The 15421-nt window shown below is 49.1% G+C and carries 15 protein-coding genes, 1 pseudogene and 1 riboswitch; all 16 genes and pseudogenes read right to left on the minus strand.

The window, feature by feature from the left end; translation table 11 throughout:
- Positions 1–54: 54 nt before the first annotated feature.
- Positions 55–1596: a bifunctional phosphoribosylaminoimidazolecarboxamide formyltransferase/IMP cyclohydrolase gene (gene purH / locus BLR65_RS25220; protein ID WP_093797037.1), complete on the minus strand. Its 1542-nt coding sequence runs from the start codon at positions 1594–1596 to the stop codon at positions 55–57.
- A gap of 176 nt (positions 1597–1772) precedes the next feature.
- The gene (gene purN, locus BLR65_RS25225) at positions 1773–2381 is read right to left on the minus strand and encodes a phosphoribosylglycinamide formyltransferase (protein WP_093797039.1); all 609 of its coding nucleotides are present in this window, start codon (positions 2379–2381) and stop codon (positions 1773–1775) included.
- A 15-nt stretch (positions 2382–2396) separates the two neighbouring features.
- Positions 2397–3449: a phosphoribosylformylglycinamidine cyclo-ligase gene (gene purM / locus BLR65_RS25230; RefSeq protein WP_093797041.1), complete on the minus strand. Its 1053-nt coding sequence runs from the start codon at positions 3447–3449 to the stop codon at positions 2397–2399.
- A gap of 24 nt (positions 3450–3473) precedes the next feature.
- A complete protein-coding gene (purF, locus tag BLR65_RS25235) occupies positions 3474–4904 on the minus strand; it encodes an amidophosphoribosyltransferase (RefSeq protein ID WP_093797043.1) in 1431 nt (476 codons plus the stop codon).
- A gap of 12 nt (positions 4905–4916) precedes the next feature.
- Positions 4917–5627: a phosphoribosylaminoimidazolesuccinocarboxamide synthase gene (gene purC / locus BLR65_RS25240; RefSeq protein ID WP_093797045.1), complete on the minus strand. Its 711-nt coding sequence runs from the start codon at positions 5625–5627 to the stop codon at positions 4917–4919.
- A 38-nt stretch (positions 5628–5665) separates the two neighbouring features.
- Positions 5666–6160: a 5-(carboxyamino)imidazole ribonucleotide mutase gene (gene purE, locus BLR65_RS25245; RefSeq protein WP_093797047.1), complete on the minus strand. Its 495-nt coding sequence runs from the start codon at positions 6158–6160 to the stop codon at positions 5666–5668.
- Positions 6161–6352: 192 nt separating this feature from the next.
- Positions 6353–7723, minus strand: a complete 1371-nt coding sequence (locus BLR65_RS25250; RefSeq protein WP_093797049.1) for an NCS2 family permease — start codon at positions 7721–7723, stop codon at positions 6353–6355.
- Between the two features lie 213 nt (positions 7724–7936).
- Positions 7937–8038, minus strand: a riboswitch (purine riboswitch).
- Between the two features lie 80 nt (positions 8039–8118).
- Positions 8119–8592 carry a NanQ anomerase/TabA/YiaL family protein gene (locus tag BLR65_RS25255; protein WP_093797051.1) on the minus strand — a complete coding sequence of 158 codons (474 nt, stop codon included), beginning with the start codon at positions 8590–8592 and terminating at the stop codon, positions 8119–8121.
- Positions 8593–8612: 20 nt separating this feature from the next.
- Positions 8613–9110 (minus strand): C40 family peptidase, encoded by a 498-nt coding sequence (locus BLR65_RS25260; protein WP_093797053.1) that lies wholly within the window; start codon positions 9108–9110, stop codon positions 8613–8615.
- A gap of 144 nt (positions 9111–9254) precedes the next feature.
- On the minus strand, positions 9255–10082 hold the full coding sequence (locus BLR65_RS25265) for a GNAT family N-acetyltransferase (RefSeq protein WP_093797055.1): 828 nt from the start codon (positions 10080–10082) through the stop codon (positions 9255–9257).
- A gap of 156 nt (positions 10083–10238) precedes the next feature.
- Positions 10239–11720: a class I adenylate-forming enzyme family protein gene (locus BLR65_RS25270; protein ID WP_093797057.1), complete on the minus strand. Its 1482-nt coding sequence runs from the start codon at positions 11718–11720 to the stop codon at positions 10239–10241.
- 133 nt (positions 11721–11853) lie between these two features.
- Positions 11854–12912 carry a ribosome small subunit-dependent GTPase A gene (gene rsgA, locus BLR65_RS25275; RefSeq protein WP_093797059.1) on the minus strand — a complete coding sequence of 353 codons (1059 nt, stop codon included), beginning with the start codon at positions 12910–12912 and terminating at the stop codon, positions 11854–11856.
- Positions 12913–13147: 235 nt separating this feature from the next.
- A complete protein-coding gene (locus BLR65_RS25280; RefSeq protein ID WP_093797061.1) occupies positions 13148–13717 on the minus strand; it encodes a DJ-1/PfpI family protein in 570 nt (189 codons plus the stop codon).
- Between the two features lie 109 nt (positions 13718–13826).
- On the minus strand, positions 13827–14366 hold the full coding sequence (locus BLR65_RS25285; RefSeq protein WP_093797063.1) for a 2-oxoacid:ferredoxin oxidoreductase subunit gamma family protein: 540 nt from the start codon (positions 14364–14366) through the stop codon (positions 13827–13829).
- On the minus strand, positions 14363–15115 hold the full coding sequence (locus tag BLR65_RS25290; RefSeq protein ID WP_093793692.1) for a thiamine pyrophosphate-dependent enzyme: 753 nt from the start codon (positions 15113–15115) through the stop codon (positions 14363–14365). The genes BLR65_RS25285 and BLR65_RS25290 overlap by 4 nt, the downstream gene beginning before the upstream one ends.
- 1 nt (position 15116) lies before the next feature.
- Positions 15117–15421: pseudogene (locus tag BLR65_RS25295) on the minus strand (3-methyl-2-oxobutanoate dehydrogenase subunit beta); the annotation flags it as partial.

The following is a 15421-nucleotide window of genomic DNA, read 5'->3' on the forward strand; positions in this document are numbered from 1 at the left end:
TGCCGGTATTTTTGCTTCCATAGGATAGGTTCTATGCTGTTTTTCGGCAATCTATTAGTGTTTAAAATGCCGCATACCGGTAAAAACCATGGCAATCCCCAGTTCATCCGCCACCTTGATGGAATCTTCATCATGAACGGAGCCGCCCGGCTGAATGATAGCGGTAATACCGGCCTCACCCGCCGCTTTTACCGTATCGCCAAATGGGAAGAAAGCATCAGAGGCCAGCACTGCCCCTTTAGCCTGGTCGCCGGCCTGCGCCAGTGCAATCCCGGCTGCGCCTACGCGGTTCATTTGCCCGGCGCCTACACCCAGCGTCTTATTGTCATTAGCAACGACAATGGCGTTAGATTTGACGTGCTTAACCACCTTCCAGGCAAACAACAGCTGTTCCCACTCCGCCGCAGTTGGCTGCCGTTTGGTGATGACTTTCATATCCGCTTGCGGCGCGGTCGTCATATCGGTTTGCTGCGACAGTATGCCGCCCGCAACCGATTTTACATCCAGGCGACTGCTGTCCGGCTGCGGCAAAGCGGCCGCCAGTAGCCGGACATTTTTCTTTTTGGTTAATATGTCAAGCGCTTCCTGGCTAAATGCCGGCGCAATAACGGCTTCGGCAAATAATTCACTGATTTGCCGAGCCGTTTCTTGATCCACTTCCCGGTTTAAGGCGATAATGCCGCCATAAGCAGACAGTGGATCGGCCTGATAGGCTTTGCTGTAAGCTTCGGCCAAAGTCGCGCCTATCCCGGTGCCGCAGGGATTCGTGTGCTTAATAATAGCGGCGGCCGGTTCCGCAAACTCGGCAGCCAGCGCATAAGCAGCCTCGACATCTACAATATTATTAAAGGACAGCTCCTTGCCATTAAGCTGCTTGGCGTTGGCCACGCCGGGACCAGTATAATATTGTTCACGGTAAAAGGCTGCGGCCTGGTGAGGATTTTCTCCATAACGCAAATCCTGTGCTTTTTCGTAAACCATATGCAAAGTCTGCGGGAAAAGCCCCTGACCAAGCTGTCCGCTTAAGTACCGTGAAATATAGGCGTCATAAGCGGCAGTGTGGCTGAACGCTTCCTGTGCCAGTGCCATGCGGTTGTCAAACGCAACTTCGCCGCCCGCTTTCAGTTGGGCAATGACAGCTTCGTACCGTTCCGGGTTAACAACAACCGTAACATAGTGAAAATTCTTAGCCGCTGCCCGGATCATCGCCGGGCCGCCAATATCAATATTTTCCACTGCGTCCTGTAACGTAACATCCGGCTTAGCCACAGTCTGCCGGAATGGGTACAGATTAACGGCCACCAGATCAATGCCGGTAATATGATGCTCGGCCATAGCCGCCTGATGGGCGGGATTATCGCGAATGGCTAGTATACCGCCATGAATGTAGGGATTTAAGGTTTTAACCCTGCCGTCCATGATTTCTGGAAAACCGGTAACCTCACTCACATACGTGACCGGTATTCCGGCCTCTTTGATTACTTTCATGGTGCCGCCGGTTGAAACCAGCTCAACACCCAGGCTGTGCAGGGCTTTAGCAAACTCAACAATACCTGCTTTGTCTGACACGCTTAACAGCGCCCGTTTAATTTTCATCATTGGTCCCTCGCTATCTGTTACTCTTTTTCTAGTATCCGATGACTAAGTCGCTCTAAAACTCCCGCTTCTACAAGCGAGAGTCATACCCTAAAGGGCACAGGCGAGCAACTAAGTCCCTGGATAGGTTCGACTAAACCTTCAGGGTGGAGCTAAACCCCACCTGAAGCTAAGTCTCACTCTATCCGTACACGCCGCCCCTCAACCTGCAGGCGCCCTTCACAGTATAAAGCAAGAGCGCGCGGGTAAAGAATATGTTCAGTGTGTAAAATCCGTTCTGACAGAGTATCGACGGTGTCATCTTCCAAAACCGGCACAGCTTCCTGCAAAATAATCGGGCCGGTATCCATGCCTTCATCAATAAAATGAACGGTACACCCGGAAACCTTAACCCCATATTCCAGTGCTTGTTGCTGAGCATTCTCACCGGGAAAAGCAGGCAGCAGCGCCGGGTGGATATTCATGATTTTTCCTCGAAAACGTTCAATGAAATACGGTGTCAAAATCCGCATAAAGCCGGCCAGAACCACCAGTTCCACATGCCGAATATTCAGTTCTTCGGCAACTGCCGCCTCAAATTCCTGACGGCTGGAAAACTGGCGCCGGTCAATGCACACTGTTGGAATATCAGTATCGGCCATGCGCGTTAACACGTTAGCCTTAGGGTTATCACTAATTACCGCGCCGATCTTGGCATCAAGCCGGCCTGATTCAATGGCATCCACAATCGCCTGTAAATTACTGCCGCGCCCTGACGCCAGAACACCGATTACCGTTTTATTCATGCAACAACAATCCTCCTACTTAAGCTCAGCCTGCCGCTTGCCGGCGGTAACCCTGCCGATTCGATAAGACTGTTCGCCCCGGGAGGCAATAGCTGCCTGTACGCTGTCCGCGTCTTCAGCGGCAACAAGGAGAAGCATACCAATCCCCATGTTAAAAGTCCGGTACATTTCCGCGGCAGATACTCCGCCCCATTCTTGTAGCAGGGCAAAGATAGGCGGCTGAGGCCAGGCGGCTGTATCGATTTCCACACCACAGTCTGCTGGCAGCACGCGCGGAATATTGTCATAAAAGCCGCCGCCGGTGATATGGACCATGCCGTGAATGTCGAATTTCTCAATCAGCGGCAAACAGGTTTTGGGGTACAAACGGGTAGGTTCCAGCAGCTCTTCGCCCAGTGTGCGTCCTAATTCCGGAATATAGGTATCAACACGCAACTGTTTTACTTCAAAACATATTTTGCGCACCAGCGAGTAGCCGTTGGAATGAACGCCGCTCGACGGCAGGCCAAGCAGGACATCGCCGGGCTTAATTTTTTCCCCGGTAATAATTTTATCGCGCTCCACCACGCCTACGGCAAAGCCGGCAATATCATACTCGCCGTCAGGATAAAAACCGGCCATTTCCGCCGTCTCCCCGCCAATAAGCGCACAGCCTGATTCCCGGCAGGCCATCGCCACGCCGCTGACAATCGCGGCGACCTTTTCGGGTTCCAATTTGCCGACAGCCAAATAATCCAGGAAAAACAGCGGCTCGGCTCCCTGTACTAATATATCATTGACACACATGGCTACACCGTCCTGACCGATGGTGTCATGTTTATCCGCCATAAAGGCAATTTTTAGTTTTGTCCCCACACCGTCAGTCCCGCTTACCAGCACCGGCTGGCGGTACTTGCCGGAATTTAAGGCAAACAAACCGCCAAAGCCGCCAATATCCCCCATGACTTCCGGGCGATAGGTGGCGCGGACATGACGTTTCATCAATTCAACCGCTTTATTGCCGGCATCAATATCCACACCGGCATCACGATAGGTAAGCCTAGGATTTTCTTTTTGATCGTCGGTCATCTGTTGACCTCCTGCTGTATTCATTTATTTACTTTTGGGTTCGAACAAAAATTTATTGTTGGCACAGTCCCTTTCACAAGGAATTTCTGCCGGATAGTCACAGTTGAAGCAAGCATTGCACAGCGTTTTTTGCGGTATATTGCCGATTGAGGCATGCAAGCCTGCCAGCGACAGGTAATGCAGCGAATCGGCGCCGATAAACTCTCGGATTTCCTCTACCCGCTTGGAGGCGGCAATGAGTTCTTTCCTGACTGATATATCAATTCCATAATAACAGGGAAACCCGATTGGCGGCGAGCTGACACACATATGGACAGCCTTAGCGCCCGCTTCTTTTAGCATCCGCACAATTTTGCCGCTGGTTGTGCCGCGTACGATAGAGTCATCCACCATAATAACCGACTTGCCTTTAACGACCGATGTAACCGCATTCAGTTTTATTCTGACGCCCATATCCCGTTTTTTCTGTTCCGGTTGGATGAACGTGCGGCCGATGTAACGGTTTTTCATCAGTCCCTCGGCAAAAGGTATCCCTGATTCCTGGCTGTAGCCAAGCGCCGCCGTCGTGCCGGAATCCGGCACCGAAATAACAATATCGGCTTTAAAACCGCTTTCCCTGGCGAGTGTGCGCCCCATGTTAAACCGGGCCTGATACACGCTCTGGCCGTCAATCACACTATCCGGGCGGGCAAAGTAAATATACTCGAACACACAGCCGGCAAGCCGGCCGGGTTCAACAAACTGGCGGGATGCCACCCCCTTGTCGTCAATAGATACCATTTCACCGGGTTCAATATCGCGGACAAATTCCGCGCCGACAGTATCTAAAGCGCAAGACTCCGACGACAATACCCAGCCGTCACCCAGACGCCCCAGACACAATGGCCGGAACCCATGCGGATCACGCACGCCAATCAGTTTGTTTTCCGTCATAATAACCAGACAGTACGCCCCGTGAATGTTAGTCAGAGTATCGACTATTTTCTCTTCTATCGTTTGTCTGCTGGAACGGGCAATTAGGTTAACAAGCACTTCACTATCCATAGAAGTTTGAAATACACTGCCTCTTTGCTCCAGCCCTTCCCTGATTTCATGAGCATTGGTCAAGTTGCCGTTATGGGCCAGACTGATCTGACCGCCGGAATAATTGACCAACAGCGGCTGGGTGTTGCGCAACAGACTGGAACCGGTTGTTGAGTAGCGGACATGACCAATCGCAATATGAGCCGGCATATCAGGCAGGGAATGGCGAAACACTTCATTCACCAGCCCCATGCCCCGCTGCACATCCATAACATTTCCGTCGGTAACCGCAATACCGGCACTCTCCTGACCGCGATGCTGCAAGGCGTACAGACCCCAGTAAGTATTGAGCGCCACATTTTCCTGTCGGGCAAAAACGCCGAATATGCCGCACTCTTCCCGCCATTTGTCACTTTGTCTATCGTAAAGCACTTAATTTCTCCTTTACTGTTTACTTCCGGTCAGTCGGCGCAATACTTCCTGATAAGCTTCCTCCACATTGCCTAAGTCACGGCGGAACCGGTCCTTATCCAACTTCTGTTTGGTTTCGCTGTCCCAGAAGCGGCAAGTATCCGGTGAAATTTCGTCACCCAACAGCACTTGGCCTTTGTGTATGCCGAATTCAAGTTTGAAGTCAATTAGCTCGATTTTCTTATCTTTCAGGAAAGCCGATAAAATTTCATTGATTTGCAAAGCATATTTTTCTACAGTTTCCACTTGCTCCGGTGTAGCCAGTCCCATTGCCTTAATATGATAATCGTTAATCAGCGGATCGCCAAGCTCATCATTCTTATAATAAAGTTCAACAACCGTGCTGGGCAGTTTGCGCCCTTCTTCCCAGCCGATACGTTTCGCCAGGCTGCCGGCGGCAATATTGCGGACAACGACTTCAACCGGCAGAATATCCAGCTTCTTAACAAGCATCTCGCGGTCACTTAACATTTTGACAAAATGATGGGGAATGCCTTTTTCGCCTAACAGGTTAAAGAAAAATACCGAAATTTTATTGTTTAATACACCTTTATTGCCAATTGTACCTTTTTTTTCGCCATTAAAAGCCGTGGCGTCATCTTTGAAATATACCAGCAATTCATCCGGATTGTCGGTAGTAAATACCTGTTTCGCTTTTCCTTCATACAACATTTTTTGCGTCATGAGTTTATCCTCCTTGATAATTAAAAATGGTTTGGTAACTATCTGGCGGCAAGCTTTTCCGCCAGCCGCGCATCCTTTTTCTCAACTTCTGCAGCCATGGCCTGGCGATGGTCTGCTAACTTAGCCGCAAGTTCAGCATCACTAACAGCCAGTATCTGAGCGGCGAACAGGGCGGCATTTTTGGCGCCGTTGATCGCCATTGTAGCTACCGGAATACCGGCAGGCATTTGCACAATACTGAGCAGGGCATCCATACCGCCAAGCGGGGTGGCGTTAATCGGAATGCCGATGACCGGCAGTGTGGTAAAACTGGCGACTACTCCCGGAAGATGAGCGGCAGCGCCGGCAGCGGCGATGATCACCTGCACTCCCCGCTCGCCGGCACCGGCAACAAATTGGTGTACCTTATCCGGTGTGCGGTGAGCCGATGCTACCAATACTTCTGTTTCAATGCCAAATTCGGTTAACTGTTTGGCCGCCGGCTCAAGCACCGGCCAGTCTGAATCACTACCCATAATTATTGCTACTTTCATATCCTCATCCCTTCGCTGAATAATAAGTATGGATTAAATTACCATTTTGTCTTTTGTTAGAAAACCCGGCTAACGCCGAGCCTTTGGCGAAAGCGCTAGCCGCTGGTTGCACTTATCCAGTCGAAAGTTATACTTTCTGACTGGGTAATAAAACCCAGATATTTTTTTAATATCTGGGTTTATCTTCCCCCGTTATTCTGCCAGGAATACGAATCGGAAGATAACGAGTGCCGCCAGTATATAGACAATCCAATGCACTTCGCGGCCCCGGCCGGTAACCAGTTTCAATAACGGATACATGACAAGGCCGGCGGAAATACCGTTGGCTATACTATAGGTAAACGGCATCAAAGCAATTGTTAAAAAGGCCGGCATACCTTCCGTAAAATCACTAAAATCAATATGCCGGATCGATTCGATCATTAATGCGCCAACGATAATTAAGGCAGGAGCAGTAGCCGCATCGGGAATAAGACCGGCAAGCGGTGTAAAAAATAGGGCCAAGAGAAAGAGAACACCGCAGACAACCGCGGTTAAACCGGTCCGGCCGCCTGCGCCAACACCGGCGGCACTTTCTACATAAGAAGTAATGGTACTTGTTCCCAACATCGCGCCCAGGCTTACACCAGTCGCATCCACCAGCATGGCTTTGCCAATCCCGGGGAATTTACCGTTTTTGTCCATCAGGCCTGCTTTTGACGCTGTACCAACCAACGTGCCCATGGTATCAAACAATTCTACAAAAGTAAAAGTAAACACAATGGCCAACAGACCCATATGCAGGGCCCCCATAATATCGAGCGCCAAAAAGGCATTCTTGCTAAAGTCAGGCATCGCTACCGGGCTAAAGCCGGCGGGAATCTTCACAATGCCCATAACAATCCCTAAAATTGTGGTCGTAAAAATACCAATTAAAATTGATCCCTTAACTTTACGCGCCATTAATATACTAATGAATATAAGGCCAAACACTGCCAGCAAGATTTCAGGGTGAGTAATTTTCCCCATTTCAATAATTGTCTCAAAACTAAGCGGCGTGCCATTGCCTTTGGCAGCGACAATCTTCTCTAGAGTAGGTGGAATCAAAGATAACCGAATGCTCATAATGCCGGAAAGTTTCAGGCCGATAATCGTAATGAACAAACCAATACCAACGGTAATCGCATGTTTTAACGAATTAGGCATCCCCTCAACCAACAACTGGCGAATCTGCGTTACCGTTAGCAAAATAAAAATAAGACCGGAAATGAATACCGCACCTAAAGCTACCTGCCAGGATACTCCCATACCGATTACGACCGTAAATGCGTAAAAAGCGTTAAGCCCCATACCGGGAGCCAGGGCGATCGGGTAATTAACAAACAGCCCCATCATGATTGACACTACCCCGGCACCAATTGCGGTAGCCAGCAGTACGGCGTTTTTTTCCATGCCGGCTGAACCAAGGATACTGGGGTTGACAAATAGGATATAGGCCATGGTCATAAAGGTGGTAATACCCGCAATCACCTCAGTTCTGACATCTGTTTTGCGCGAACTGAGTTCAAACAGCTTTTCCAACATTTTCTACTTTTCCCCCTTCAGAGTTATAGTTCCAGTGTCACCGTTAACACCACGGCATATTCCAAAAACAACAAAAAACCCTGACAGGGAAATTTCGCATAACTTAGTAGAGCGAAACTTCCCCGCCAGGGTTTTTATCCCATCGGTGTAGTGTTAACGGTTAACACCTGTGCCACTTGGTCACTGCCCACACCACACTGTGCTATGCGGAACCCTAGGCACACTTTCACCCGTAGTCGGGCGATTTACGGTCACCCGGTAGAAACGTTTGAGCCATATCCTCAAATATATACGAGCATTATGATTTACTTGTATTGTACCAGCATTGAATGATTCCTGTCAATGAAAAATCGAACTTTAAGTATAAAAAATACAATATTGTTCGGAATAACTGCTTATTTTAACAAGGACATTCGCATTTTCAAAACAGCCTTTTTAACGTTTGCCGCCTCGTGCAGACTACAGTTGGGACGATGCACATCCCAGGGAAAAAATATAGCATACACCCCCGCTGTTAACACCAAATCGCTTTCTTGTTGCACGGTTTTATAAAAGATAACATCCTTAGCCGCCAGTTCATCGGCTAAAACCTCATAATCCACCGACAACGGACTGTAAGCGATCAGTTCTCTGCCGGAAACCAGATACTGAATATCGAGATAATCTGCGTGAGCTTCGGCCCGGCGCTCGTTTTTTGGTTGCGTTTCATATTCATTAATCGCTACATACATATCCCGGCCTTCAATTTCATGGTTTCCCGGGGGAAGTGCCGCCAAATCGGTTTTTGCCAGATAGGTAAGACCTTTGACAAGGATGGGGTGAAGCTGGGGAGCATCTTTTGCCAAAGTTGAAATGTGTCCAAAAATCATTGTCATTCCTCCCAAAATAGTTAGTTGATAATCCTTCTGGCACCAAGATAACGCGGTTTCCAATAGGCTTCGTCCAACCGGCTGATCATTACTCCCCGGCTGGTCGATACATGAATGAATTGCCCTTTGCCATAATAAATGCCCACATGCGAAGCTCCAGGGGCATACGTTGTAAAAAAGACCAAATCGCCGGTTTTAAGCTGGCGGCGATCAACCTTTTTTCCCTGCTTAAACTGAACATCGGCCGCACGCGGCAGCTTTTGCCCATTCTTATCATAGACGAATTTAACAAAACCTGAACAGTCAAATCCCTTTGGTGTTTCACCGCCAAAACGGTAGGGAGTTTTCAGATAACGTTCCGCTGTTTTAATTATATCTTCGGTCTTGACACTCTTTGCCTTTACCGGCGTCGCCTTCGTCGGAACCGACCTGGCCGGAGCGGCCAATGCCGCAGCATTAAACAAAACAAACAGAAGAAATACCAGATATACGGCCAAGAACCTTGCATACAGGCGCATAACATTCACCCCTGATTCAAGATTTATACTTGTCCATATTCTTCGGCAAATTTGGGGTAATTCCTCTATTTTTTGCAAGCGGACTTGGCTTTTCAGCAAAATTTGCTCTTTTTCTACTCTCCCCAACGTGTAAATAAAGTATGTTCAAATGATATATTTTACAATCAGATATTCATCATAGTAAGTAAACCCCAGAGCCTGATAGGCACGTATGGCCGGGCTGTTATCCTTGCGCACCATGAGTGTGGGAATCTTGCCCAACGAATAAATCCGCCGGCATAATTCGGCCACTAACGCTTTGCAATAACCTTTGCCCCGGCTGGACTCACTGGTATAAACGCCGCCAATCTGACCAATCCGGCCGGTAGTGACCTGGATCATCGCCTGGGCGGCAGGCATCCCGTCAACAAGCAGGAAGATAAATGCTTCTTCCTGACCGCGGTCTTCGATCAACCGGGCCGCCAATTCGGAATTAAACCGCCGCTTAAATCCTTCCCGATAAGCCTCTACGACAAAATTAAGTGCCAACGATTGCCTGATTGTTTCTACGTCGGCGATTTGGTGGGCATCAGGCAGGGAAAACGGTTTTCCGGCATAATTAACAAAATAATAGCTGTCATCGCGGTCCTGAATTTGCTTATATTGATTGAGCGCCAAAGAGAGCGGCTCCACTATTTTTTTCATGCCAACTAATACCTCAAACTTACGCTGGCGCAGCAACATAACAAAATCGCGAATGGCTGCCGTGGTTTCAAAATGCGGCACAACACTCCCCAGGTTATAGAAGGTTAGCATTCCCTGCAGTTCGCTATTGGCAAAGAAGCCGTAATAATCACCGGTGCGGCGGCTTAATCTGTCATTCTCAATCCCGTACCGGGACAAATTGCCACTGAGAAAAGCGGTTTCCATATAGTTGCGTTCTAAATAAGCGTCCACCGCCGGCAGATCATCGCTTGTTAATAATCGAATCATACCTTTCGCCTTCCATCCAACCAATTGCCCAACACACTATACGTATTACTATAAAGGCAAATAACCTTTCTTTCAAGTTGAGTCATTATCTATAAGAAGAAAAAGCTAAGTTCCTGATAGAACCTAGCCATTTTCCATGCTGCCTTATTGCCTTATTTATGAAGAGCATGCTTGTTCACGCAATACGCGTTTTAGTATTTTGCCGGTTTGATTTTTGGGAAGTGCGTCGACAATACAATAATCCCGAGGAATTTTATAGGAGGCAAGGTTTGCCTGGAGATACTCCCGTACTTTCTTTTTATCAAACTTCTGTCCTGCGGCTAACACAATATAAGCCCGCGCCACCTGGCCGCGCAGTTCATCGGGCACACCGATGACACTGGCTTCCAGGATGCCGGGGTAAGCGTACAAAAGTTCTTCAATCTCGCGTGGGTAAATGTTTTCCCCATTGGAAATAATTAAATCCTTTAAACGGTCAACAACAAAAAAATACCCTTCCGCATCCTGATAGGCCAAATCGCCGGTGTATAACCAGCCATCTTTAAGAGCATTGCTGCTGTCGGCCGGTAAATTAAAATACCCTTTCATAACACTTGGCCCCCGCACGGCAATCTGTCCGACTATCCCGGGCGGCACTACCTGACCATGGGCGTCAATTACCTTTACCTCCAGTCCCGGCAGCGCTTTACCAATAGAACAATATTTCGGTTTTTGCGGCGGGTTGAGAGTCACGACCGGCGAAGCTTCCGAAAGGCCGTACCCTTCAATTATTTTCTGACCATATTTTTCCGCAAATTGCTGCGCCACTTTTTCCGGCAGCGACGCCCCGCCGGATACACAATATTTTATTCCTGCCAAATCTTCGCGGCTGCCTACGCGGGCAAGAAAATTATACATGGGTGGTACCCCATAAATTACTGTTACTTTGTAGTCTTTAATCGCCGCCAGCGTCTCTTTGGGCGCAAAGGCTTCCAGGATGGTAATGGCGGCACCACACAACAGCGAGTTGAGTACGGCGCAAGTCCAGGAAAAGCAGTGATACATCGGCAGCACGCACAGTACATTATCCTCAGCGGTAACCGGCATAACTTCACGAAAAGCCCGGGCGTTGCTGATAAGATTTTTGTGAGTTAAAACGGCCCCCTTGGGGGTGCCGGTTGTACCGGAGGTATAGATAATCGCACACGGCTGATTTTCGTCAAAATCGGTTTTTAAAGCCGGCGCGGCCGGAAATGTTTTTTGGTTGATCATACCGGAAAAATCAGCAATAACAAGCTGCGATACTTCCTGTTGATAACGCTGCTGCTCCAGTTCGCGTTCGAGCGGCAGGTATTCCATGGTAACCAGCCGGCTCATGTTGGCATCTTTAACAATAAAGGCAACCTCTCTGGCCGTTAGCTGAAAGTTAATGGGCACGACGACAGCGCCCAAACTGACAATCGCCATATAGGAATAGATAAATTCAACCGAATTCCGGGAAAATAGTCCCACATTATCGCCTGTCCGTATGCCTGTCGCATAGAAATAATCACGGTATTTACTTACGTACGCCTGTAAATCAGCATATGTTACCTTATCTTTACCGGCAAACGCCTGACTGTCTGCCGCTTTATTGCCAACGAGATCATGAACAAACAATACGTGCACCCCTTCCTTAGTAGCCGGAGAAAACTATAACCCTATAATTATAGCCGAATTTGGCTGTGATGTCCAGATTCCGCCAAAAAGCCAAAAAGCCGAGCACTAAGGCCAAGCCTTAGTGCTCTAAGTTCTAGTTTTTGGACAACTGTCTTATTCCCTTATGAATCTTTTTCCAGCGATTCTTTTCAGCAAGATATTCCTGCTTATTTTCTTTACGTGATAAATAGGCAAGTTCACGCTGCAACTTATGAAAACTATCATAGCGTGCCTGACTTAATGCACCACCTGCCAAAGCAGCAATAACCGCACAGCCTGGTTCATTTGTATGGCGGCAATCAGAAAAACGGCACTGCGCCGCCAAGGCGTAAATATCATCAAACGTATCTGTTAAACCGTCTTCTGATCCCCATAGCTGCAATTCTCTCATTCCCGGAGTATCAAGCAGAATTCCACCGGCAGGCAGCAGGATAAGCTCCCGGTGGGTGGTGGTGTGCCGCCCTTCGCCGTCATCTTGTCTGATCGCCCCGGTTTTTTGGGAATCGGTTCCCAGGCAGCGATTAACCAGCGTCGATTTGCCCGCGCCGGAAGAGCCCAATAAGGCAATCGTTTTTCCCCGGCTCATATACTGGGACAAATCCGCCAACCCGTACCCGCTGACACAACTAACCGGGTGTACGGGAACACCAAAGGCAATTGTCTCTACCTCCCGTACTTTGCCGACCACATCCGGGCATAGGTCGGTTTTATTTAAAACAATTACCGGTGAGGCCCCACTGTCCCAGGCCAGAGTAAGATACCTTTCCATTCTTCTTAGATTAAAGTCCTGATTGAGAGCGTTTACCAGAAAAATCGTATCAATATTGGCGGCGACAATTTGCTCCTCATTCACTTTTCCCGCTACTTTACGGGAAAATTTACTTTGCCGGGGAAGTATCCCCTGAATAACAGCCTGACCATTGCCGGCAGCGGAAAACAACACCCAATCCCCAACAGCGGGAAAATCCTCCCGGCTGTCAGCCAGATAGCGTAATTTGCCGGTAACACTGGCCAAATATTCGCCGCTCTCGGCATAAACACGATACATATGCTTATATTCGGCAGCAACCCGACCCACTGTACAAACAGTAAGTTCCTGCGCCAACAATTGGGCTGCAAAAAAATCGTTCCAGCCTAAACTTTGTAAATCCATGAGTCAAACCCTCCTTGACCAATTCCTTATGCCGGTCGCGGAAGAATGTTGCTAACAACTCAGCAGGAAAAACTCCGCGACCCTTCCATTAAAAAAAGGTCAATAACAGACTGCAGTGTACACATAACTTCACCACTCCTTATACTTGCTGTTTTTATTATAGCTGTTCGCACAACGGAAAGCAAAAGAGATTGCGGCGTTAACACCGCAATCTCGTAAAATTGCCCGAACAGCTTTAAATACTGATTTTTGCTCCCAGCATCTGGGCAAAGGCTTTTAGCCACTCCGGATGATTGGGCCAGGCCTGCGCGGTTACCAGATTGCCGCAGACAACAACCGGTTCATTGTTCCACTCCGCCCCGGCCAAGCGGCATTCTGCTGCACAGGCAGGGTAGGAAGTTACCGTTTTGCCTGACAGAACTTTGGCAGGCGCCAGCAGCTGCGTGCCATGACAAATGGCGGCTACCGGTTTGCCGGCAGCAAAGAAATCCTGTACCAATTTGATAACTTCGTCATACATCCTGATATATTCAGGCGCACGGCCGCCAGGAACAACCAAGCCGACATAATCGTCCGCTTTGGCATCTTTTGCCGCAATATCAACCGGAATCCGGTGCCCGGTCAGTTCCACATACGTATCCAGGCCGATAAAATCATGTACAACCAGTTGAACCATATCGCCGGCACTCTTATTCGGCACGGCCACATCAACCTGATAGCCAAGCATCATCAATGCCTGCTGGGGTACTTTAACCTCATAGTCTTCCGCGCAGTCGCCGGTCAGTAAAAGAATTTTCTTCGCCATTTTTGCAACCTCCTTTAAACTTAACTAGTCATGAAATCTCTAATAGATTTCCTATAGATGAGATTCTATCCCAGTAAATTTTTTCCTGCTCTGTTGCTTATATAATCTGCTATGGCTTTTTCACACATTCGTAGCCGTGTTTAATCGCTTTCTTGTTGGCTTCTATCACCTGCGGTTTAGCAGCAAACTTTTTGGCAAACGCCGTAAACAGCATTTCCATTTCCACGGCACCGGTGGCGGCAATCAACGCTCCCAGCGCCACCATATTGGCCATCTTAATGTTGCCCAGCTCGCTGGCGATATCATTGACCGGTACACGGTAGACCTTGATATCTTGGCGCTTAACCTCTTTATCAATTAACGAACTATTCACTATCAGAACACCGTTTTCCCGGATGGCAGGCTCGAATTTATCGAGTGACGGCAGGTTAAGGACAACGGCGGCTGTCGGTTCTTCTACCATCGGCGAGCCGGTAGCCCCTTCGGTAATGATGACTGAGCAGTTGGCGGTTCCGCCCCGCATTTCCGGACCGTAGGAGGGAATCCAAGACACCCGTTTTCCTTCCAGCATACCCGCATAGGTCAGTATTTGCCCCATGAGCAGCACACCCTGGCCGCCGAAACCGGCCATAATCATTTCGTGCCTCATTTTGCCACCTCCTCAATGTCTCGGTAAATACCAAGCGGATAGTGGGGAATCATATTCTCTTCCAGCCATTTAACGGCCTCAAGCGGCGATTTTCCCCAGTTTGTCGGGCAAATGGACAGCACTTCCACTAAGCTGAATCCCTTGCCGCTGAGCTGGAGTTCAAAAGCCTTTTTGATGGCCTTTTTGGCTTTGTTCATATTGGCAGGCGTGTTAACCGCCACCCGGGCGATAAAGGCCGGGCCGTCCAGGGCCGCCAGCATCTCGGCTATCCGAACAGGCATACCGGCAATCTCCTGCTTGCGTCCATAGGGAGAGGTGCTGGTCACTTGGCCAACGAGGGTGGTAGGCGCCATTTGGCCGCCGGTCATGCCATAGATGGCATTGTTAACAAAGATGGTGGTAATGTTTTCCCCCCGGGCCGCCGCATGCACAATCTCCGCGGTCCCAATAGCCGCCAAATCCCCGTCGCCCTGATAGGTAAATACGGCGGCGTCAGGCTGTACCCGTTTTACACCGGTCGCTACCGCCGGCGCACGTCCGTGGGCAGCTTCCAGCATGTCAACGTTGAAATAATCATAGGCAAGCACCGCACAGCCGACGGGCGCAACGCCAATTGTCTTTTCCTGAATGGCAAGTTCATCTATTACTTCGGCCACTAACCGGTGGATTATTCCATGATGACACCCCGGACAATAATGGGTAGGTACATCTAGTAATGCCTGCGGTCTGGAAAATAATACTTCTGCCATTTTATTTGCCCTCCTTGCCATCAAAAATCTTACAGATTTCCCGGTAGACTTCCAGGGGAGTCATAATCACACCGCCGGTACGCCCATAGAAATGCACCGGTTTCGCATCATGGGTAGCCAGCCGTACATCTTCGATCATTTGACCGGCACTTAATTCCAGGGTTAAAAAGGCCTTGGCGGTTTTCGCCAGCCGGGCAAACGGCGGCTCGGGGAACGGCCACAGGGAAATAGGCCGCAGCAGCCCAACTTTTTGGCCATTTTCCCGGGCTTTATCGAGAGCCGACTGGGCAATACGCGCCGTAATGC

This window comes from Sporomusa acidovorans (assembly GCF_900101845.1).
GTDB lineage: Bacteria > Bacillota > Negativicutes > Sporomusales > Sporomusaceae > Sporomusa > Sporomusa acidovorans.

Coding starts and splice junctions, on each gene's coding strand:
- purH (WP_093797037.1), bottom strand. CDS start 1,596: ATGAAAATTAAACGGGCGCTGTTAAGCGTGTCAGACAAAGCAGGTATT.
- purE (WP_093797047.1), bottom strand. CDS start 6,160: ATGAAAGTAGCAATAATTATGGGTAGTGATTCAGACTGGCCGGTGCTT.
- BLR65_RS25265 (WP_093797055.1), bottom strand. CDS start 10,082: ATGATTCGATTATTAACAAGCGATGATCTGCCGGCGGTGGACGCTTAT.
- BLR65_RS25255 (WP_093797051.1), bottom strand. CDS start 8,592: ATGATTTTTGGACACATTTCAACTTTGGCAAAAGATGCTCCCCAGCTT.
- purN (WP_093797039.1), bottom strand. CDS start 2,381: ATGAATAAAACGGTAATCGGTGTTCTGGCGTCAGGGCGCGGCAGTAAT.
- purM (WP_093797041.1), bottom strand. CDS start 3,449: ATGACCGACGATCAAAAAGAAAATCCTAGGCTTACCTATCGTGATGCC.
- BLR65_RS25290 (WP_093793692.1), bottom strand. CDS start 15,115: ATGGCAGAAGTATTATTTTCCAGACCGCAGGCATTACTAGATGTACCT.
- rsgA (WP_093797059.1), bottom strand. CDS start 12,912: ATGGATTTACAAAGTTTAGGCTGGAACGATTTTTTTGCAGCCCAATTG.
- BLR65_RS25250 (WP_093797049.1), bottom strand. CDS start 7,723: ATGTTGGAAAAGCTGTTTGAACTCAGTTCGCGCAAAACAGATGTCAGA.
- BLR65_RS25260 (WP_093797053.1), bottom strand. CDS start 9,110: ATGCGCCTGTATGCAAGGTTCTTGGCCGTATATCTGGTATTTCTTCTG.
- BLR65_RS25280 (WP_093797061.1), bottom strand. CDS start 13,717: ATGGCGAAGAAAATTCTTTTACTGACCGGCGACTGCGCGGAAGACTAT.
- purC (WP_093797045.1), bottom strand. CDS start 5,627: ATGACGCAAAAAATGTTGTATGAAGGAAAAGCGAAACAGGTATTTACT.
- BLR65_RS25285 (WP_093797063.1), bottom strand. CDS start 14,366: ATGAGGCACGAAATGATTATGGCCGGTTTCGGCGGCCAGGGTGTGCTG.